The sequence below is a fragment of the Citrobacter sp. S-77 genome (assembly GCF_963864895.1).
Lineage (GTDB): Bacteria > Pseudomonadota > Gammaproteobacteria > Enterobacterales > Enterobacteriaceae > Citrobacter > Citrobacter murliniae.
In genome coordinates this window covers 836,972-855,725 of record NZ_CAWLWU010000002.1, presented here as the reverse complement: position 1 = coordinate 855,725, position 18,754 = coordinate 836,972, and the positions used below count along the sequence as shown (strand labels likewise).

The following is an 18,754-nucleotide window of genomic DNA, read 5'->3' as shown; positions in this document are numbered from 1 at the left end:
CTTTGTTAACTAAGTGTATTGGTAACTACCTGAATTTCCTGGCCATCCAGCTCACGTTCAAAGCTGCGCAGACGCTTATAGATAGACATCAGTTCGACTAACGTCGTCCAGGAGTTAATCAGATACTGGAACGATCCTCGCACCTGTCCAAACACGTTGGTAATTTGCGTCATCAGACCGAGCGTAATCGTACCGGCAACAATCGATGGAAACAGCAGGAACAACCCGAAAACGTTATCAACCTGCAGGTAAAGAATGCGGGCGATATTGAAGTACATATAGTGAAAATAGAGGCGGAAATAGTTCTGACGCACCGCGTGAAACAGTTCGCGAACGGTAGGTGGCGTCGCGCGGTTGGCATCGTCTTCACCGTACACCAGTTCTTTACGATAAGCCGCTTCCACACGTTGGTTTTTAAACTCCAGACCCGGAAGTTTTATCCCCACTACCGCCAGCATCCCGGTTCCCATCAGCGACCAGACAATCGCAGCAATCACCAGACCATAAGGCACATGTCCGACTATTGGCAAATCAGGGACATGCGCAGAAAGCGTAACCAGTACCGGCAAGAAGGCAATCAGCGTCATGATGGCGTTGATAAAACTGACGCCCATATCTTCCAGCGTCGAGGCAAAACGCATAGTGTCTTCCTGCACACGCTGCGCGGCACCTTCGATATGACGCAGATGCTGCCAGTGCGCCATATAATGTTCGTTCATTGCGGTACGCCAGCGGAAAACATAATGGCTGACGAAGAAATTGTTCATCACGCCAATGACGACGGCAATCAGCGCAATACCAAGAAAGATCCCCACTTCATGATAGAACTGCTCAATTTTCACCTTATGGGGAGCGCTGAGTGCAGTTTGAATCAGGTCATAAAATGGCGCATACCAGGCGTTAACGGCGACCCCGACTTCAACCAGAAACCAGGTCACAAAGATAATCAACGACGTGCCGAGTATGGACCAGTACTGCCAGCGATGTGGACTGTAGATAAACCAGAACAGCGCGAACAGGCCGACGCACAAAATGTAGTAAGCATAAAAAATCAGATAATCCAGCGACCAGAATCGCGCTGCGCTAATCGGTACGTCCCCCGATGCGCCAGTAATGCGCGCCACCCAGGCTCCCCCACCTGCCTGCCAAAATACAACGGCAACCAGTGCCCAAATAAATGCCGAAATAAAGAACGGCCCCGGCTTTGGGAAAAAAGACTTAAACATAGTGCTCTCCTGCTAACTTCTTATCGTTATGACGACTGCTGTGCATTTGCCACAGACGGTGGCAAGACGGCTAACGCCCAAAAACACAAGCTAAAACCGACCATTGTGACCAGAATCAGCGAACTTAGTTCGCTACCCGGTTCTGAAGAATTGTTTCTGTGGTTTTCACCTAACACTGCGTTCCAGCATATTCAGATTATCACAGCGTAAGATCACAAAAGCGAACATCCACTATCAGGGAAAAGCTCACGTTTACTCATCGTTACGTTTTTCACACTATCATTGGCGTATTAGCGCTTTGCAATATGCCGTTCAGTAGTATAAATACGCATACGCACGTCACCTTTTACTTCCTCTAACTCATGGACACCACCGTTGAAACGTAGTCTGCTTTTTTCTGCCGCGCTGTGTGCGGCGTCATTGACATCTGTCCAGGCGGCACAGCCTATAACCGATCCGGTCTTCGCCTCCGACATCGTTGATCGCTACGCCGATCATATTTTCTACGGCAGTGGGGCTACGGGGATGGCACTCGTGGTGATTGATGGTAATCAGCGCGTATTTCGCAGCTTTGGTGAAACGCGCCCCGGCAATAATGTTCACCCGCAACTGGATTCCGTGATTCGAATCGCCTCGATTACTAAATTGATGACCAGTGAAATGCTGGTTAAATTACTCGATCAAGGCACGGTAAAACTCAACGATCCGTTGAGTAAATATGCACCTCCCGGCGCACGCGTCCCCACATATCAGGGAACGCCAATCACCCTGGTGAATCTGGCAACGCATACCAGCGCCCTGCCGCGCGAACAGCCTGGCGGTGCAGCAAAGCGTCCGGTATTTGTCTGGCCTACGCGCGAACAGCGCTGGAGCTACCTTTCTACCGCGACGCTGAAAGCCGCACCAGGATCGCAGGCTTCGTATTCAAACCTGGCATTCGACCTGCTGGCCGATGCGCTGGCAGCGGCGTCCGGTAAGCCTTATCCGCAACTCTTTGAAGAGAAAATCACCCGACCGCTCGGGATGAAAGACACCACTTTCACCCCCTCACCCGATCAGTGCAAACGTCTGATGGTCGCGGAAAAAGGGGCCAGCCCGTGTAACAATACGCTGGCGGCGATGGGCAGCGGCGGCGTCTATTCTACACCTGGTGATATGATGCGCTGGATGCAACAGTATCTCTCATCTGACTTCTATCATCGTAGCCAGCAGGCTGACCGGATGCAGACACTGATTTATCAGCGTACACAGCTAACCAAAGTGATCGGAATGGATGTACCAGGCAAAGCCGATGCGCTTGGTTTGGGTTGGGTGTATATGGCACCGAAAAATGGTCGTCCGGGGATTATTCAGAAAACCGGCGGCGGCGGTGGATTCATTACTTACATGGCGATGATCCCGCAGAAAAATGTCGGCGCTTTTGTCGTGGTCACCCGTTCTCCGCTGACCCGATTTACCAATATGAGTGACGGTATCAATAATCTGGTCACAGAATTAAGCGGTAATAAGCCGCTGGTCATTCCCGCGTCCTGATTGACTGCTCAAAAGGCAAACGGTTGATGCGGACCCGTTTGCCTGATTCACCCAGCCGCATTCTCCGGTATGCCACAAGAAAGCAACTTTCATAAACTCCCTTCACTCTGGTTCGGGTATACTACGGCCTTCGATTCCACAAACATCAGGCATACCATGACAGACCTAATCCAACGCCCTCGCCGCCTGCGCAAATCCCCTGCGCTGCGCGCTATGTTTGAAGAGACAACACTCAGCTTAAATGACCTGGTGTTGCCGATCTTTGTTGAAGAAGAACTCGACGATTACAAAGCCATCGAGGCGATGCCCGGCGTGATGCGCATTCCGGAAAAACATCTGGCTCGCGAGATTGAACGCATTGCCAATGCCGGTATCCGCTCGGTGATGACCTTTGGTATTTCCCACCACACAGATGACACCGGCAGCGACGCCTGGAAAGAAGACGGGCTGGTAGCGCGCATGTCTCGTATCTGCAAGCAAACTGTCCCGGAAATGATCGTCATGTCCGATACCTGCTTCTGTGAATACACCTCGCACGGTCACTGCGGCGTGTTATGCGAACATGGTGTTGATAACGATTTGACCCTTGCCAACCTCGGCAAGCAGGCAGTCGTCGCCGCTGCTGCGGGTGCTGATTTCATTGCCCCTTCCGCTGCGATGGACGGCCAGGTACAGGCTATTCGCCAGGCGCTGGACGCCGCGGGTTTCACCGATACCGCCATCATGTCCTACTCCACCAAGTTTGCCTCATCGTTCTACGGCCCGTTCCGTGAAGCCGCAGGCACTGCGCTGAAAGGCGATCGTAAAACCTATCAGATGAACCCAATGAACCGTCGCGAGGCGATCCGCGAATCGCTGCTTGATGAAGCGCAGGGCGCAGACTGTCTGATGGTAAAACCGGCTGGTGCATACCTTGATATTCTGCGTGATATCCGCGAACGCACGGAACTGCCGATTGGCGCCTATCAGGTCAGCGGTGAGTACGCGATGATCAAATTTGCGGCGATGGCCGGAGCAATAGATGAAGAGAAAGTGGTGCTGGAAAGCTTAGGGTCGATCAAACGCGCGGGCGCGGATCTGATCTTCAGCTACTTCGCACTGGATCTGGCAGAGAAAAAAATACTGCGTTAAGTTATTTTGCCAGATGGCGCTTCGCGTTATACGGCCAGCCACATTGTCGGCCAGGTCAGCGAAGCGCCAGCAGGCAATCAGCCCGCACGGAAGTATGGTTTGTCCCCCAGAATCGTCGCCCGATGCATAATGCGTCGCTGCGGCAGATAGTCAGCATTAGCATAATGCTGCGTCACACGGTTATCCCAAATCGCCACATCGTTGGGCTGCCAGCGCCAGCGCACCTGAAACTCCGGTTTAGTGATGTGGGCAAACAGGAATCCGAGCAGCGCTTCGCTCTCTTTCTCCGTCACATCGACAATCCGTGTCGTAAATCCCTCATTCACAAACAGTGCCTGTTTACCGCTCACCGGATGCGTGCGCACGACCGGATGCAACAACGGCGGATGCTTTGCTACCGCCTCCAGCCAGCGCTGGTGCTCCTCTTCAGTCTTACGATATTTAAACTCCTGAAATGACTTACGGAAATCATGTTCAGCCCGCAGGCCGCTTAGCAGTTGGCGAAACGGCGCAGATAGCGCCTCATAGGCGGCAATTCCGCTGGTCCACAGCGTGTCTCCACCGGTTGAGGGCAGCTCTTTAGCTGCAAGAATCGCCCCGGCAGGCGGCGTCTCAATAAACGTCACATCGGTGTGCCAATTGTCATTATCCGGCGGATTATCATTATGCGTATCCAGCACGATAATCTCCTCCACCCCCTCAGCATGGGGATAGACCGGATGAATATGCAGATCGCCAAAACGCAGCGCCAGCGCCCGTTGTTGCTGCGGCGTAATAACCTGATCGCGCAGGAATACCACCTGGTGGCGCAGTACCGCATGGTACAACTGTTCAAACTGGTTATCGCTCAGTGGACGGGTCAGATCCGCACCTGTTATCTGTGCCCCAATATACGGCCCCAGCGGGCTAATACTCAGACGTTCACTCATTGTACTTCTCCATGCCAGGGCGTCAGACGGCGCTGGAGCGCACGCAGACCCAGTTCTAAAATAAAGGCGATAACGGCAATCACCGCGATCCCCGCCAGCACCACATCCGTTGCCAGAAATTCACCGGCTGACTGCACCATAAAACCTAAACCTCGCGTCGCGGCAATCAGCTCTGCTGCCACCAGCGTCGACCAGCCCACGCCCAGTCCGATGCGCAATCCGGTAAGAATTTCCGGCAATGCCCCCGGTAAAATAACAAACCACAATACCTGTATACGGCTGGCCCCCAGCGATTGCGCGGCCCGAATCCTCACCTGCTGCGCGCTTTTAACACCCGCCAGTGCCGACATTGCAACAGGTGCAAAAATGGCCAGATAGATCAGCAAGATCTTGGAGGTTTCGCCGATCCCAAACCAGATGACCATCAGCGGCAAATAGGCCAGCGGTGGAACCGGACGATACAGTTCGATAATCGGATCGAGGATACCGCGCACAGTCGGACTCAGCCCCATCGCGATCCCCACAGGAACACCAAGCAACACCGCTGCCAGCAGAGCTATCACAATACGCGTCAGACTTGCCGCCAGGTGCTGCCACAACGTGGCATCCATAAAGCCTTGCGGCCCGGCAATGGTAATAAGTTTTTGTAACACCAGCCCCGGCGAGGGTAAAAACAGTGGACTGATCAATTGCAGAGCTGCCACCGTCCACCATATCGCCAGGATAACGGTCAACGTACCGAGACTTAACGTAATCTGGCGAGAGAACGGCCAGCGCCAGCTCAGCGCGCGCTGCCGGGGTTTATCGTTAATCACCACACTCATGAAAAAGCCTCCCGTTGTTCAAAGACGCGGCTTAACACATACTCACGCATCGCGATAAACTGCGGATCGGACTTAATACTGCGGCTATCTTCTCCGGCCACAAAGCGGCGGGAGAAATTGAGCGGCAAACGTTCAAGCACCCGGCCAGGACCTGGGGACAGCAGCACCAGTTCCGTTGCCATAAACACGGCCTCTTCGATATCGTGGGTGATCAGCAGCACCTGTTTACCCGTCTCATACCAGAGCTTAAGAAGCAGGGTTTGCATCTGTTCGCGGGTAAACGCATCCAGCGCCCCAAACGGCTCGTCCAACAGCAACAATTGCGGATTCGCCGCCAGCGCCCGGGCAATACCCACGCGCTGACGCTGACCGCCAGAAAGCTGCCAGATAAAGCGTTTTTCTGCGCCCTCTAATCCAACTTTCTTCAACATTTCCAGAGCGACACGTTGACGCTGCATTTTCTCTACGCCAGCCAGTTGCAGACCGAACCCGACGTTATCCTGCACGTTACGCCAGGGCAGCAGACCTTCGTTCTGGAACACAACGCCACGTTCAGCCCCAGGACCTTCGACCTTTTTCCCTTCCAGCAAAATACTGCCGTGCTGATAAGGTACAAATCCGGCAATCAGATTCAGCAACGTGGTTTTCCCGCAGCCTGAAGGCCCAAGCACCACCAGCAGTTCACCGCCATCCAGGGTCAGATTGATATCGTCCAGCACAGGTTTTCCACCGTAACTGGCGGCAAGATGAGAGATTTGCAGCATCAGCGCCCCCTTTATTGCACAAAGCGATCGGTGACGTACTGGCTGTAGTCCGTCGCTACGGCAGGCACTTTCCCCTGCTCTTTGAGGAACTGCGCGGTGTCGATAATCGCTTTGTTTACCGGCCCGGTCAGTTCGGCGGTTTGCTGTTGCGGTGTCAGATAGGTATTACCCTTCACCAGCGCAGGAATGTCTGCCTCCGGCACTCCGCTTAAGCGCGACAGCTTGCTGATATTTTCCGGCTGCTTCAGCCACTCATCGGGGTTAGCTATATAGGGCTGCTGTGCAGCAATCGCGCTTTTGGCAAAGGCTTTCACTACCTCAGGATGCTTCTCGGCAAAATCTTTACGCACCACCCACACATCCAGCGTCGGTGCCCCCCATTCCCCCACTTTTTCGGAGTCGGTTAATACTTTGCCGTCTTTTTCCAGTGCATTTACCGCAGGCGCCCAAACGTAAGCACCATCAATGTCTCCGCGCTGCCAGGCGGCAATAATCGCCGGAGGTTGCAGATTCACAATCTCCACCTGGCCAGGCTTAATACCCCAGTGTTTGAGTGCAGCCAGCAGGCTGTAGTGGGTCGTGGAGATAAACGGCACGGCGATACGTTTACCAATCAGATCCTGCGGTGTGCTGATATTTTTCTTTACCACCAGCGCTTCGGAGTTACCCAGTTTTGAGGCCAGCAAGAAAACCTCAATCGGCACTTGCTGACTGGCGGCGACCGCCAGCGGGCTGGAACCGAGATTGCCAATCTGCACATCGCCGGAAGCCAGTGCCCGCACGATGCTCGCGCCACTATCGAACTTACGCCAGTCAACGGTGGCCCCGCTCTCTTTGGCAAAGGTGTTGTCCGCCTGCGCCACTTTGGCGGGTTCGGCGGAAGTCTGATACGCGACGGTGACATTGACCGCCTGCGCCTGAAATGCAACCAATGCCAGTACGGCAAGGAGTGTGTTACGCGATGAAATACCCATGATTGTCTGCTCCCCTGTCTTGTTATGGAGGCAGTATTTCGTTGCGGCTGAATTTGATAAAGGAATTAAAAATTCTGGCTAAGAACAAAGCGTTTTTAGAAAAAAAACGGCAAAGGTTAGTGATTTTCCACAAAAACCGCGCCACGCCTTTTTATTGCGATTTTGTTACATCCGTTACATAACTATACCTGATTGATTGCCAGCACAGCCCTGGCAGGCATCATAGACGTCATTGTCAGACAAGAGAGCAATATCATGATTCATGTTGTGCTGGTGGATGACCATGTGGTGGTGCGTTCCGGCTTTGCGCAATTACTCAGCCTCGAAGATGACATTAACGTCATCGGTCAGTACAGCAGCGCGGCACAAGCCTGGCCCGCATTACTGCGCGATGACGTCAACGTGGCGGTAATGGACATCGCCATGCCGGATGAAAATGGTCTGAGCCTGTTAAAACGACTGCGGTCGCAGAAACCCGGCTTTCGCGCCATCATTCTCAGCATTTACGACGCGCCTACATTTGTTCAAAGCGCACTGGATGCCGGAGCCAGCGGCTACCTGACCAAACGCTGCGGCCCCGAGGAATTAGTACAGGCTGTACGCTCAGTGGGTATGGGCGGGCATTACCTGTGTGCCGATGCCTTACGGGCGCTACGCGGTGGTGAACAGCCCGCGCAGGTTCTGGAAGTACTGACCCCACGCGAGCGGGAAGTCTTTGATCTGCTGGTCAAAGGCGATAGCGTGAAAGAAATCGCCTTTAAGCTCGATCTCAGCCATAAAACTGTCCATGTCCACCGCGCTAACGTACTGGGCAAGCTGCAATGTCACAGCACCATCGATCTGGTGCATTTCGCCCTCGACCACCAGTTGCTGACGGGGCATTAATGTCACGATCGGCTCGCCATGGGGTGATCTCACTTTTTATCCTGTTGGCCTGGGGATCGGGCTGGCTGATGCTGTGGACGCTAGGTTTTTACCTGACCCATAACGGCCAACAGGCGGCGTTATTTCTGCCTCACGGCGTCTACCTTGCTCTGCTGATCCTGCTTTCGCGCCGTTACTGGCCCGCGCTGGTGCTGCCGCCGGTGCTGATGCTGTTGTGGTTGAACAGCGAGCAGTTGTTGAATGGCTACATCCTGCTGGCAGCGCCGTTTATCAGCCTGATCCCAGCGAGCATTGGGCAATCCTACTGGCACCGCTTCCCCCTTTACTGGCAGCGATTAACGTTGTTACTGGCCGCGGTCACCGTGACGTCATTACTCAACACCGCCCTGCTTTCGCCCTTTATTCAAAGTCCGGCTATGTTGACGGGTCTGGCATCGTTTACCGGTGGCGTGTTGCTGACGCCATTTGTCTATCTGATCTACGAGTTTCTCCGCCAGCAGCACCGGTATCATTTGCTCGGTCTGGATACCACCAATCCACCGCTGCGCACGTCGCTTATTATCTGGTGCAGCCTGTTTTTTATTATCGGCATCGGTACGCAGATGGTTCTGTCACCGGATATCGAGCGCCTGCTGCTGATCGTGGTATTCCTGCCAAACGTGGTGATGGCGTGGAAATTTGGCTGGCAGGGGGGCGTATTGTCCGGGCTACTCGGCAGCATGATGATCACCATCGCCCGGCAGATAGGCGTAGGATTCAGCAATCTACTCGAACTGGAGATTTTTCTCGCCACCCAGGCACTGCTGGGCATCGGGCTGGGCATCGCCATCAGTCGCCAGCAGCATCTGGCGCAGAACCTGCATCATTATCGCCAGCGTCTGGAATCTGAACTGACAGCGCGGCGAGCGTTGACCGAACAACTGATCCGCACCGAAGAAAATACCCGCAAGAACCTGGCGCGGGAACTGCATGACGAAATTGGCCAGAACATTACCGCGATTCAAATCCAGTCGCAGTTAGTCAAACGGGCGCACAATCCACAACAAACACTCGAGGCCGCCAATCAGATCAACGATCTTGCCCGACGTATTCACCACTCTACCCGTCAGTTGTTGCGCCAGTTACGCCCTCCCGCTCTCGACGAGCTGTCCTTTAAAGATGCGCTACATCATCTGGTGAATGAATTTGCGTTTGCCGAACGGGGTATTCGTTGTCGGTTTGAGTATCAGATGGAAAATACGCCAGAAAATGAAACGGTCAGATTCACCCTTTATCGTCTTTTGCAGGAATTACTCAATAACGTCTGCAAACATGCTGACGCCAGCGAGGTGTCGATTGCGTTACGCCAGCGAGAAAACAGCCTGCATCTGGAAGTTGATGATAACGGCGTCGGTATTCTGCCCGAAAAAATCCCTGGCTTCGGTATCCAGGGAATGCGTGAGCGCGTTAATGCACTCGGCGGCGAGTTGACGATCGAATCGCAGAATGGTACGCGGGTAATTGTTAACCTGCCCACAAATTTGCAACAAACCCGCCATTAACCAGGAAAAAGTCTTAGTCAGTCCGGACTTTCTCTCATCCCCTTTCGGTTTCACTTTCATATAGTCAGCAAAACGGAGACGGCTATCTATGCACGCACGCTCAGCCAGCAAAACAGACCAACAATATCGGGCACTACGCCCCCGGCTGCTAATGTGCATGGTGATTGGCTACGCCGCGTTTTACCTGACGCGCAAAAGCGTCAACTACGTACTTCCGGCGCTGCAAACCGATCTTGGGCTGGATAAAGGCGATATCGGCCTGCTGGGATCGCTGTTCTATCTGACGTACGGCCTGTCGAAATTCACCGCCGGATTATGGCATGACAGCCACGGGCAGCGCGCGTTTATGGGCATCGGCCTGTTCGCCACCGGCATATTAAACGTGGTGTTTGCGTTTGGCGAATCACTGCCCCTGTTGCTTGCTGTCTGGACGTTAAACGGTTTTTTCCAGGGTTGGGGCTGGCCGCCATGCGCCCGACTGTTGACCCACTGGTATTCACGCAACGAGCGCGGCTTCTGGTGGGGCTGCTGGAATATGTCGATCAACATCGGTGGAGCGGTGATCCCACTGATTAGCGCCTTTGCCGCCCACTGGTGGGGCTGGCAGGCCGCCATGCTGGCACCTGGGATCATCAGCATGGCATTAGGCATCTGGCTTACTCTGCAACTCAAAGGCACGCCACAGGAAGAGGGATTACCCACGGTTGGAGAATGGCGACATGACCCGCTGGAGTTGCGCCAGGAGCAGCAAAGCCCGCCGATGGGGCTGTGGCAAATGTTACGCACGACGATGCTGAAGAACCCGATGATCTGGCTGCTCGGCGTGTCGTATGTGCTGGTCTATTTGATCCGCATTGCCCTCAATGACTGGGGCAACATCTGGCTGACAGAAAGCCACGGCGTCAACCTGCTCAGCGCCAATGCCACAGTGATGCTGTTTGAAGTCGGTGGTTTACTCGGGGCGCTGTTTGCCGGATGGGGATCAGATTTGCTGTTCAGTGGACAACGCGCGCCAATGATTTTGTTGTTCACGCTGGGGCTGATGGTCTCTGTCACTGCCCTGTGGCTGGCACCGGTTCACCACTACGCACTGCTGGCGGTCTGTTTCTTTACCGTGGGCTTTTTTGTTTTTGGCCCACAAATGTTGATTGGCCTGGCAGCTGTCGAATGCGGACACAAGGCGGCGGCAGGTTCAATCACGGGTTTTCTCGGATTGTTCGCCTATCTGGGGGCCGCGCTGGCGGGTTGGCCGCTGTCGCTGGTCATAGAACGTTACGGCTGGTCGGGAATGTTCAGTTTGCTCTCGGTAGCCGCTGTCTTTATGGGTTTATTGCTGATGCCGCTACTTATTGCAGGCATTACCCCTTCTCTCAGTCAAAGGATAAAACAATGAAACTGACGCTTACCTCTACCCTGATTGCATCCGGCATTGCGCTGGCTGCCTTAAGCAGCGTTGCACAAGCAGAAGGTCGCCTGGTGGTCTATTGCAGTGCCACCAACGAGATGTGTGAATCCGAAACCAAAGCTTTCGGCGACAAATATGACGTGAAGACCTCGTTCATCCGTAACGGATCGGGTAGTACGCTGGCGAAAGTCGATGCCGAGAAGAAAAACCCGCAGGCGGATGTCTGGTACGGCGGTACGCTGGATCCGCAATCTCAGGCCGGTGAAATGGGTCTGCTGCAGCCCTATAAATCACCGAACCTCAGCCAGATCATGGAGAAATTCCGCGATCCCGCCAAGGTTAAAGGTAACCTCTCCTCGGCGGTTTACGTCGGTATTCTGGGCTTTGGCGTCAATACCCAGCGTCTGAAAGAGAAAAACCTGCCAGTACCAAAATGCTGGAAAGATCTAACCAAACCGGAATACAAAGGTGAAATTCAGATTGCCGACCCGCAAAGTTCAGGCACGGCTTACACCGCACTGGCGACCTTTGCCCAGCTATGGGGTGAAGATCAGGCCTTTGATTATCTGAAGCAACTCAACGCCAACGTCTCCCAGTACACCAAATCCGGCATAGCCCCGGCACGTAACGCCGCCCGTGGCGAAACGGCTATCGGCATTGGTTTCCTGCACGACTATTCGCTGGAAAAAGAACAAGGCGCGCCGCTGGAACTGATCTCCCCTTGCGAAGGTACCGGCTATGAAATTGGTGGCGTCAGCATTCTGAAAGGCGCTCGTAATATTGACAACGCCAAACTGTTCGTCGACTGGGTGCTGTCGAAAGACGCCCAGGAGCTGGCATGGAAGAAAGGCAAATCCTATCAGATCCTGACCAACACCACTGCCGAAACCTCGCCAAACTCACTGAAACTCGATGATCTGAAACTTATCAATTACGACATGGATAAGTATGGTTCTACCGATGTGCGTAAAGCCTTGATCAACAAGTGGGTCAGCGAAGTGAAGATGGGTAAATAAGCCCACATTTTGCGGTTAATGCCCGGTGGCGCTCGCGCTTACCGGGCCTACATACAACACCGGAACGCTTATGTCACACACACTTGCACTCCATCCCGTGAAAAAACGGGATGCGATATTCCTTTGGGTTTTGCTGGGCTGGCTGGCGTTTGCCCTGCTGCCAAGCTGGAGTCTGGACTACGGCCTGCTGGAATCGACAAGCGATGAAATTATCGCTGCATACAGTTGGTCGCATTTCAATATCAGCTGGTTATGGTATCTGCTGCCGAGCCTGCTGCTGGTGCGCCCGTTCCAGGAAGCCAGACGCGAACAGCGCAGCCGCCACTATCTCGATGCGGGCTGGGCGTTTTTCTGCATGGCCTTTATTGTCGCCAGCGCCACACTAGAAGGACGCGGTTTAGGTTATGCCACTATCGTACTGTTTGTGGCCCTGGGCGCGATCATGACCCTGGCGCTCACCCGCCTCGAATGGCTGGGCGGCGACCGTTTCGTCATCGGTTCACTTACGGCTATTGTCGCGCTGATCGGTATTTTTATCGTCTGGCCAAGCATCGCCATTTTCATTCCGATGTTTACCAACGACACCGGAGAGTTTGCGCCACTGGCGTTTATGAATGTGCTGTCACAGGCGCATATCATTCAGGTGATCCTCAACTCCATTATGCTGTCGATTGCTGTCGGCGTCGGCTGTACCTTCTTCGGTCTGGTGCTGGCGATTTACACCACCCGTATCGCCAGACGCAGCGCCATCATTGGTCGTATTTTCTCGATTCTGCCGATCGTCACTCCGCCGTTTGTCGTCGGCTTAGGCGTCACTCTGATGATGGGACGCTCCGGCTACATCACCGAATTTATGGTGGAGTGGTTCGGGCTGACGAATACCAACTGGCTGTATGGTTTTACCGGCATCTGGCTGGCGCAAGTGCTGGCTTTCACCCCAATGGCATTTATGATCCTCGACGGGGCGATCAAGACTATTCATCCCTCGCTGGAAGAGGCCTCCTACACCCTACGCGCCAGTCGCTGGCAGACCTTTAACGGTGTATTTGTCCCGCTGCTGAAACCGGCGCTGGCTAACGCCTTTTTGATTGTCGTGGTGCAATCGCTGGCCGACTTCAGTAACCCCCTGGTCCTTGGCGGTAACTTTGACGTACTGGCAACACAAATCTACTTCTACATCACCGGCTCACAGCTCGATTACCAGGCCGCCAGTACGCTTGGTGCATTCCTGCTGCTGTTCTCGTTGCTGGTGTTCTGCGTGCAGTACATGTGGATCGGTAAACGCTCGTACGTCACCGTTTCGGGTAAATCCTATCGTGGCGACGTGCAGCCGCTGCCGGTGACCCTGGTGTGGAGCGTCGTCGCCCTACTGGCCGTATGGATTGCCTTTAACGCCCTGCTCTACGGCAGCATTTTCTACGGTAGTTTTACCGTTAACTGGGGCGTGGACTACACCCTGACGCTGGCGAACTTTACCAAGCTGTTCGGCCAGGGCATGAGCGACGGAGCATGGCCTTCACTGCTCGATACCCTGCTTTACGCAGGTATTGCCGCCCCCATCACCGCCATCTTCGGCCTGTTGATTGCCTGGGTAGTGGTGCGTCAGCAGTTCAAAGGCAAGAAGACCATCGAGTTCACTACCATGCTGTGTTTTGCAGTACCCGGCACCGTGGCTGGCGTATCGTACATTCTGGCCTTTAACAGCGCACCGGTGTATCTCACCGGAACGGCGGCGATAGTCATTATCTCGATGGTCATGCGTAACGTACCGGTCGGGATCCGCGCGGGAATCGCCGGACTCGGACAGATCGACAAATCACTGGATGAAGCCTCACTCAGCCTGCGCGCCGGTTCGCTGCGAACCATCACGCACATCCTGTTGCCGCTGCTGCGCCCAGCGATCCTCTCGGCGCTCATCTACAGCTTTGTCCGTGCCATTACCACCGTCAGCGCCATTGTGTTCCTCGTGACGCCGGATACCCGCGTGGCGACCGCCTACATCCTGAACCGCGTGGAAGACGGCGAATACGGCGTGGCGATTGCCTACGGTTCGATTCTGATCGTGGTGATGCTGGCGATTATTTTCATCTTTGACTGGCTGATCGGTGAATCACGTACCTCCCGTTCAAAAGCCAAAAACCAGGCGTAATGGAGCGCACTATGAGTCAGAAAAATTTTGTTGAGCTGCGCAACGTCACCAAGCGATTCGGCAGCAACACGGTTATCGACAATATCAACCTCACCATCCCACAAGGGCAAATGGTGACGCTGCTGGGGCCGTCAGGCTGCGGAAAAACTACCATTCTGCGTCTGGTCGCCGGGTTGGAAAAACCGAGCGAGGGGCAGATTTACATTGATGGCGAAGACGTCACCCATCGCTCTATTCAGCAGCGCGATATCTGTATGGTGTTTCAGTCCTACGCTCTGTTCCCGCATATGTCGCTGGGAGAGAACGTCGGCTATGGTCTGAAAATGCTCGGTATCTCACGCGCGGAAGTGAAGGCCCGCGTAAAAGAAGCGCTGGCGATGGTCGATCTGGAAGGATTCGAAGACCGTTATGTCGATCAGATCTCCGGTGGACAGCAGCAGCGTGTGGCGTTGGCGCGCGCGCTGATCCTCAAACCGAAAGTCCTGCTGTTCGATGAACCACTCAGCAACCTTGATGCCAACCTGCGTCGTAGCATGCGCGATAAGATCCGTGAGTTGCAAAAGCAGTTTGATATCACCTCGCTGTACGTGACCCACGATCAGAGTGAAGCCTTTGCCGTTTCCGACACCGTACTGGTAATGAACAAGGGACATATCATGCAGATCGGCTCGCCGCAGGATCTCTACCGTCAACCTGCGTCACGCTTTATGGCAAGCTTTATGGGTGACGCCAACCTGTTTCCGGCGGCGTTCAGTCAAGAATATGTTGATATCTACGGTTACCGACTGCCGCGACCACTGCATTTTGCTACTCAGGGCGAAGGCACGGTCGGCGTACGACCAGAAGCAATTACGTTGAGCGATCGCGGCGAAGAGAGCCAGCGCTGTGTGATCCAGCACGTCGCCTATATGGGGCCGCAGTATGAGGTGACCGTCGTGTGGCACGGGCAGGAAATCTTACTGCAGGTTAACGCAACCCGCCTGCAGCCGGACGTCGGTGAGCACTACTATCTCGAAATCCACCCGTACGGGATGTTTGTATTAGCGGATGCGGCGTGATGATTTACCGGGCCTTCCGGCCCGGTAACGCTCAAAAACAGGCTTTTAACCCGGCAATATCCTCTGGCGTGGTGCGACAACACCCGCCAATCAACCGCGCACCGGCAGCCCGCCACTGAGGCAGATAATCCGCCAGCCGCGCACAACCTTCACCATGATGATGCCAGGTTTTGCTCTGCGCATCGTAACGCTCCCCCGAATTGGGATAGACCACCAGCGGCAGCGTCGTTAATCCATGCAGATGCTGTAGCGCAGCGGTCGTGTTTTCCAGCGCAATACAGTTGATACCAATCGCCACTACCTGCGGATAGTGAGCCAAAAACGCGACAACTTCGCTCAGCGGCGTACCATCGCTCAGATGTTCGCTGTCACGCAGAGTAAAAGAGAACCATGCCCGCGCTCGCGGGTACGCGCTCAGCAACTCCGCTAGCGCTTTAATCTCAGCAAAATTCGGCATCGTTTCACAGGCCAGCAGATCGGCCCCGGCATCAAGCAAGGCTTCTACGCGCGGACGATGGAACGCCTGAAACTGTTCCTGACTTCGCTCGTAATCGCCGCGGTACTCTGAACCATCCGCCAGATACGCACCATATGGCCCCACGGAGCCAGCCACCAGCAGTCCCCCTGCCAGCGGATTCTCCGCCAGATACGCCTCGCGCGCCTTACGTGCCAGCTCCACGCTTTTGCCAATCAGCGCTTTTGACTGCGCTTCATCCAGTCCGAGCGTGGCAAAGCCTGCAGGCGTTGCCTGATAGCTGGCGGTGATCGCGCACTGCGCCCCCGCCCGATAGTAATCAAGGTGAACTTCGCGGATAAGCTGCGGATCTTCTACCAGCACTTTGGCTGACCACAGGCTATTGGCTAAATTACAGCCACGCGCTTCCAGTTCCGTCGCCATTGCGCCATCCAGCAACAGGAAGTCCTGTTTATCAAGGAGAGCGCTTAACGGATTATTCTGCGACATGTTCTGGCTCCTGTTTTGCTTTACGGGGTTGAGTAAGGAAATAAGCACCATAACACAGCGCAACAAACGGTAACCCGCACCACAACGCAATTCTCTGCGCCGGATCGAATGCCAGTCCCACACAAGCCACCAGACACAGCACAAACCCCAGTACAGGCACCAGCGGATACCACGGTGCGCGATAATGTAATTCACTCAATGCCTTACCTTGCTGCAGATGCCGGCGGCGAAAAACAAAGTGCGAGGCGCAGATGCTAAGCCACACCGCGACAACCGCAAACCCGGAGATCGCCGAGAGTGCGACAAATACTGTATCCGGGGCAACCACACTGGAAAACAGCGCCAGCACGCCGCCAAGCATACTGACCGACAACGCCGTCAGCGGCACACCGTTTTTCGTCACCCGCGCAAAACAGGCAGGTAACGTGCGCTCATTCGACAGCGACCACAACATACGCCCGGAGGCGTACAGTCCGGAGTTCGCCGCAGAAAGAATGGCCGTCAGGATCACGAAATTAAAAATATCGGCGGCATACGGAATCCCTACCTTCTCAAACACCAGCACAAATGGGCTTTTCTCCACGCCAGCCTGCTGCATCGGGATCAACGCTGCCAGCACAAATACGGTGCCGATAAAGAAAATGATCAGTCGCGCGATAGTGGTACGAATTGCCACCGGAATGACCTTGCGTGGGTTTTCCGTTTCACCTGCAGCAATACCGATAAGCTCAGTACCAGAGAAAGCAAAATTCACTGCCACCATGGTCATCAGGATAGGTAAACCACCGTGCGGGAACCAGCCTTCTGCCGTGATATTACTCAGCCCCGGCGCGGGCGAACCGTCATGCATCGGGATAAAGCCAAAAATAGCCGCTCCACCGAGAATAATAAACGCGATGATGGTGACCACTTTCACCAGCGAGAACCAGAACTCCCCTTCGGCAAAAAAGCGCGTAGAGATAACGTTCAGGCCAAAAATAATGACGCAGAAAACCACGCACCAGATCCATACCGGTACCTGCGGAAACCAATACTGCATGCAGAATCCGGCGGCGGTAAAGCTCGAACCAAGTGCCACGGTCCAGGTCAGCCAGTAGAGCCAGGCGACGGTGTAACCTGTCGCCGGACCAAGATAGCGCGCAGCATAGACGTGAAACGCTCCGGTTTCCGGCATCGCCACCGACAATTCTCCCAGACACTGCATGACCAGCCAGACCACCAGCGCGCCAATCAGGTAGGCCAGCAACGTCCCCGCCGCGCCAGTGGTGGAAATGATGTACCCGGTATTGAAGAATAACCCTGTGCCAATAACGCCACCTAAGGAGAGCATAATCAGGTGACGCGTTTTCATCGTGCGCTTCAGCGGCGCATTTTGTTGTGTTGTTTGCATATAACCTTCCAAACGTATGGACATCTAAACATCCAAAGAAGGTTTGTTATATCGTGTTTGTTAACAGAATGCAAAGTCATCCCTGTACCAGACGCAGATGCCCGCGCCGGGTGCTCAATACCGGATGAGGATTAATAATAAGATATAAAAAAGGCCGCCAGCTCATAACGCCTCCATTGCCAGGCTTTATGTAAACTCTGGCAATGGAAACACTCAGTGGCGTTCACACTGAAGTGGGAACCTTCTGGCCACACTCATACGTCTGGATGAGGTTCCGGGTGGTAAAATCGACCACATTTATTCTCTGCATGCACAGAGCTGAGTCAAATTAACTCAATTTGACAGATTCTACAGGTGTATCATGGCAGTGGAGTATTGCATCTGGCACCGCGGTTCAAGAGGAATTGATGGAGATTCGACGTTTCAAAAATGGGGATGAGGCCGCATTATTTCGCGTCTTTTTATCGTCCGTACATAACATCGCGTCACGCGACTACACGCCAGAACAAATCGATGCGTGGGCTCCAGCGGATATTGATCAGGAACTTTGGGCCAGTCATATGAGGACGTTACGACCCTTTGTCGTTGAGATTGATGGTGAAATAGCCGGGTATGCTGATGTTCAGCCCAATGGATATATTGACCATTTTTTCGTATCGGGAACCTGTCCAGGGCAAGGCGTTGGTACTTTGCTTATGAATCGCATTCATCAAGAGGCCAGATTACTCGGTTTGAACGAGCTCACATCGCACGTGAGCAAAACCGCGGAGTCTTTCTTTTTACGTCATGGTTTTTATTTGGTGAAGCGAAAACATCCTGTTCGACGTGGCGTGACGCTGCAGAATGCAGTGATGCGAAAAGAACTTAATCAGGAAGCGGTGCACGCCAAGGAATAATCAGTTGATAATTGACTGATGTATACCAATCAGAATTTACCTTTTTTTACAAAAAAAAGCGTGAAATTA

Annotated in this window: 16 protein-coding genes; 9 read left to right on the top strand and 7 right to left on the bottom strand. The window is 54.0% G+C overall.

What is annotated here, in order from left to right; all coding sequences use genetic code 11:
• Positions 1 to 5 precede the first annotated feature (5 nt).
• Positions 6 to 1,226 (bottom strand): peptide antibiotic transporter SbmA, encoded by a 1,221-nt coding sequence (sbmA, locus tag AACS05_RS04635; RefSeq protein WP_045440405.1) that lies wholly within the window; start codon positions 1,224 to 1,226, stop codon positions 6 to 8.
• Positions 1,227 to 1,601: 375 nt separating this feature from the next.
• Here sbmA and ampH point away from each other — a divergent pair, with 375 nt between their 5' ends.
• The gene (gene ampH, locus AACS05_RS04630) at positions 1,602 to 2,759 is read left to right on the top strand and encodes a D-alanyl-D-alanine-carboxypeptidase/endopeptidase AmpH (RefSeq protein ID WP_045440403.1); all 1,158 of its coding nucleotides are present in this window, start codon (positions 1,602 to 1,604) and stop codon (positions 2,757 to 2,759) included.
• A gap of 156 nt (positions 2,760 to 2,915) precedes the next feature.
• Positions 2,916 to 3,890 carry a porphobilinogen synthase gene (gene hemB / locus AACS05_RS04625; RefSeq protein ID WP_045440399.1) on the top strand — a complete coding sequence of 325 codons (975 nt, stop codon included), beginning with the start codon at positions 2,916 to 2,918 and terminating at the stop codon, positions 3,888 to 3,890.
• A gap of 77 nt (positions 3,891 to 3,967) precedes the next feature.
• Here the strand turns inward: hemB and tauD are convergent, their stop codons facing one another.
• Genes tauD through tauA form a run of 4 tightly spaced genes read right to left on the bottom strand, consistent with a single transcriptional unit; the run spans position 3,968 to position 7,381 of the window.
• Positions 3,968 to 4,819: a taurine dioxygenase gene (tauD, locus tag AACS05_RS04620; protein WP_045440398.1), complete on the bottom strand. Its 852-nt coding sequence runs from the start codon at positions 4,817 to 4,819 to the stop codon at positions 3,968 to 3,970.
• Complete coding sequence (tauC, locus tag AACS05_RS04615) at positions 4,816 to 5,643, bottom strand: taurine ABC transporter permease TauC (RefSeq protein WP_045440395.1); 828 nt, start codon at positions 5,641 to 5,643, stop codon at positions 4,816 to 4,818. The genes tauD and tauC overlap by 4 nt, the downstream gene beginning before the upstream one ends.
• Complete coding sequence (gene tauB, locus AACS05_RS04610; RefSeq protein ID WP_045440392.1) at positions 5,640 to 6,407, bottom strand: taurine ABC transporter ATP-binding subunit; 768 nt, start codon at positions 6,405 to 6,407, stop codon at positions 5,640 to 5,642. The genes tauC and tauB overlap by 4 nt, the downstream gene beginning before the upstream one ends.
• An 11-nt stretch (positions 6,408 to 6,418) precedes the next feature.
• Positions 6,419 to 7,381: a taurine ABC transporter substrate-binding protein gene (tauA, locus tag AACS05_RS04605; RefSeq protein ID WP_045440390.1), complete on the bottom strand. Its 963-nt coding sequence runs from the start codon at positions 7,379 to 7,381 to the stop codon at positions 6,419 to 6,421.
• Between the two features lie 255 nt (positions 7,382 to 7,636).
• Here tauA and AACS05_RS04600 point away from each other — a divergent pair, with 255 nt between their 5' ends.
• The 6 genes from AACS05_RS04600 (at position 7,637) to fbpC (ending at position 15,435) form a co-directional block, all read left to right on the top strand.
• Positions 7,637 to 8,266, top strand: coding sequence for a response regulator transcription factor (locus AACS05_RS04600; RefSeq protein WP_045440389.1), 630 nt, complete (start codon positions 7,637 to 7,639; stop codon positions 8,264 to 8,266).
• Positions 8,266 to 9,807: an MASE1 domain-containing sensor histidine kinase gene (locus AACS05_RS04595; protein ID WP_045440386.1), complete on the top strand. Its 1,542-nt coding sequence runs from the start codon at positions 8,266 to 8,268 to the stop codon at positions 9,805 to 9,807. The genes AACS05_RS04600 and AACS05_RS04595 overlap by 1 nt, the downstream gene beginning before the upstream one ends.
• Before the next feature lie 88 nt (positions 9,808 to 9,895).
• Positions 9,896 to 11,200 carry an MFS transporter family glucose-6-phosphate receptor UhpC gene (uhpC, locus tag AACS05_RS04590; protein WP_045440384.1) on the top strand — a complete coding sequence of 435 codons (1,305 nt, stop codon included), beginning with the start codon at positions 9,896 to 9,898 and terminating at the stop codon, positions 11,198 to 11,200.
• Entirely contained in the window at positions 11,197 to 12,228 is a 1,032-nt protein-coding gene (locus AACS05_RS04585) for an ABC transporter substrate-binding protein (protein WP_045440378.1), read from the top strand. Before uhpC ends, AACS05_RS04585 begins: the two co-directional genes overlap by 4 nt.
• A 70-nt stretch (positions 12,229 to 12,298) precedes the next feature.
• Positions 12,299 to 14,377, top strand: coding sequence for an ABC transporter permease (locus AACS05_RS04580; protein ID WP_045440374.1), 2,079 nt, complete (start codon positions 12,299 to 12,301; stop codon positions 14,375 to 14,377).
• 11 nt (positions 14,378 to 14,388) lie between these two features.
• Entirely contained in the window at positions 14,389 to 15,435 is a 1,047-nt protein-coding gene (fbpC, locus tag AACS05_RS04575) for a ferric ABC transporter ATP-binding protein (protein WP_045440372.1), read from the top strand.
• Between the two features lie 31 nt (positions 15,436 to 15,466).
• On the opposite strand, the gene mmuM is transcribed toward fbpC, so the two are convergent.
• Together mmuM and mmuP are read right to left on the bottom strand one after the other, a co-directional pair.
• Positions 15,467 to 16,399 (bottom strand): homocysteine S-methyltransferase, encoded by a 933-nt coding sequence (gene mmuM, locus AACS05_RS04570; protein ID WP_045440369.1) that lies wholly within the window; start codon positions 16,397 to 16,399, stop codon positions 15,467 to 15,469.
• Complete coding sequence (gene mmuP, locus AACS05_RS04565; protein ID WP_045449469.1) at positions 16,386 to 17,789, bottom strand: S-methylmethionine permease; 1,404 nt, start codon at positions 17,787 to 17,789, stop codon at positions 16,386 to 16,388. Before mmuP ends, mmuM begins: the two co-directional genes overlap by 14 nt.
• A gap of 407 nt (positions 17,790 to 18,196) precedes the next feature.
• Here mmuP and AACS05_RS04560 point away from each other — a divergent pair, with 407 nt between their 5' ends.
• On the top strand, positions 18,197 to 18,685 hold the full coding sequence (locus AACS05_RS04560; protein WP_045440367.1) for a GNAT family N-acetyltransferase: 489 nt from the start codon (positions 18,197 to 18,199) through the stop codon (positions 18,683 to 18,685).
• The last annotated feature ends 69 nt before the right edge of the window (positions 18,686 to 18,754 follow it).

Bases quoted from the DNA above. Each gene is read 5' to 3' on its own strand.
- AACS05_RS04560 (WP_045440367.1), top strand. From the start codon at position 18,197: ATGGAGATTCGACGTTTCAAAAATGGGGATGAGGCCGCATTATTTCGC.
- AACS05_RS04600 (WP_045440389.1), top strand. From the start codon at position 7,637: ATGATTCATGTTGTGCTGGTGGATGACCATGTGGTGGTGCGTTCCGGC.
- hemB (WP_045440399.1), top strand. From the start codon at position 2,916: ATGACAGACCTAATCCAACGCCCTCGCCGCCTGCGCAAATCCCCTGCG.
- tauC (WP_045440395.1), bottom strand. From the start codon at position 5,643: ATGAGTGTGGTGATTAACGATAAACCCCGGCAGCGCGCGCTGAGCTGG.
- mmuM (WP_045440369.1), bottom strand. From the start codon at position 16,399: ATGTCGCAGAATAATCCGTTAAGCGCTCTCCTTGATAAACAGGACTTC.
- tauD (WP_045440398.1), bottom strand. From the start codon at position 4,819: ATGAGTGAACGTCTGAGTATTAGCCCGCTGGGGCCGTATATTGGGGCA.
- sbmA (WP_045440405.1), bottom strand. From the start codon at position 1,226: ATGTTTAAGTCTTTTTTCCCAAAGCCGGGGCCGTTCTTTATTTCGGCA.
- uhpC (WP_045440384.1), top strand. From the start codon at position 9,896: ATGCACGCACGCTCAGCCAGCAAAACAGACCAACAATATCGGGCACTA.
- AACS05_RS04580 (WP_045440374.1), top strand. From the start codon at position 12,299: ATGTCACACACACTTGCACTCCATCCCGTGAAAAAACGGGATGCGATA.
- AACS05_RS04585 (WP_045440378.1), top strand. From the start codon at position 11,197: ATGAAACTGACGCTTACCTCTACCCTGATTGCATCCGGCATTGCGCTG.
- fbpC (WP_045440372.1), top strand. From the start codon at position 14,389: ATGAGTCAGAAAAATTTTGTTGAGCTGCGCAACGTCACCAAGCGATTC.
- mmuP (WP_045449469.1), bottom strand. From the start codon at position 17,789: ATGCAAACAACACAACAAAATGCGCCGCTGAAGCGCACGATGAAAACG.
- tauB (WP_045440392.1), bottom strand. From the start codon at position 6,407: ATGCTGCAAATCTCTCATCTTGCCGCCAGTTACGGTGGAAAACCTGTG.
- tauA (WP_045440390.1), bottom strand. From the start codon at position 7,381: ATGGGTATTTCATCGCGTAACACACTCCTTGCCGTACTGGCATTGGTT.
- AACS05_RS04595 (WP_045440386.1), top strand. From the start codon at position 8,266: ATGTCACGATCGGCTCGCCATGGGGTGATCTCACTTTTTATCCTGTTG.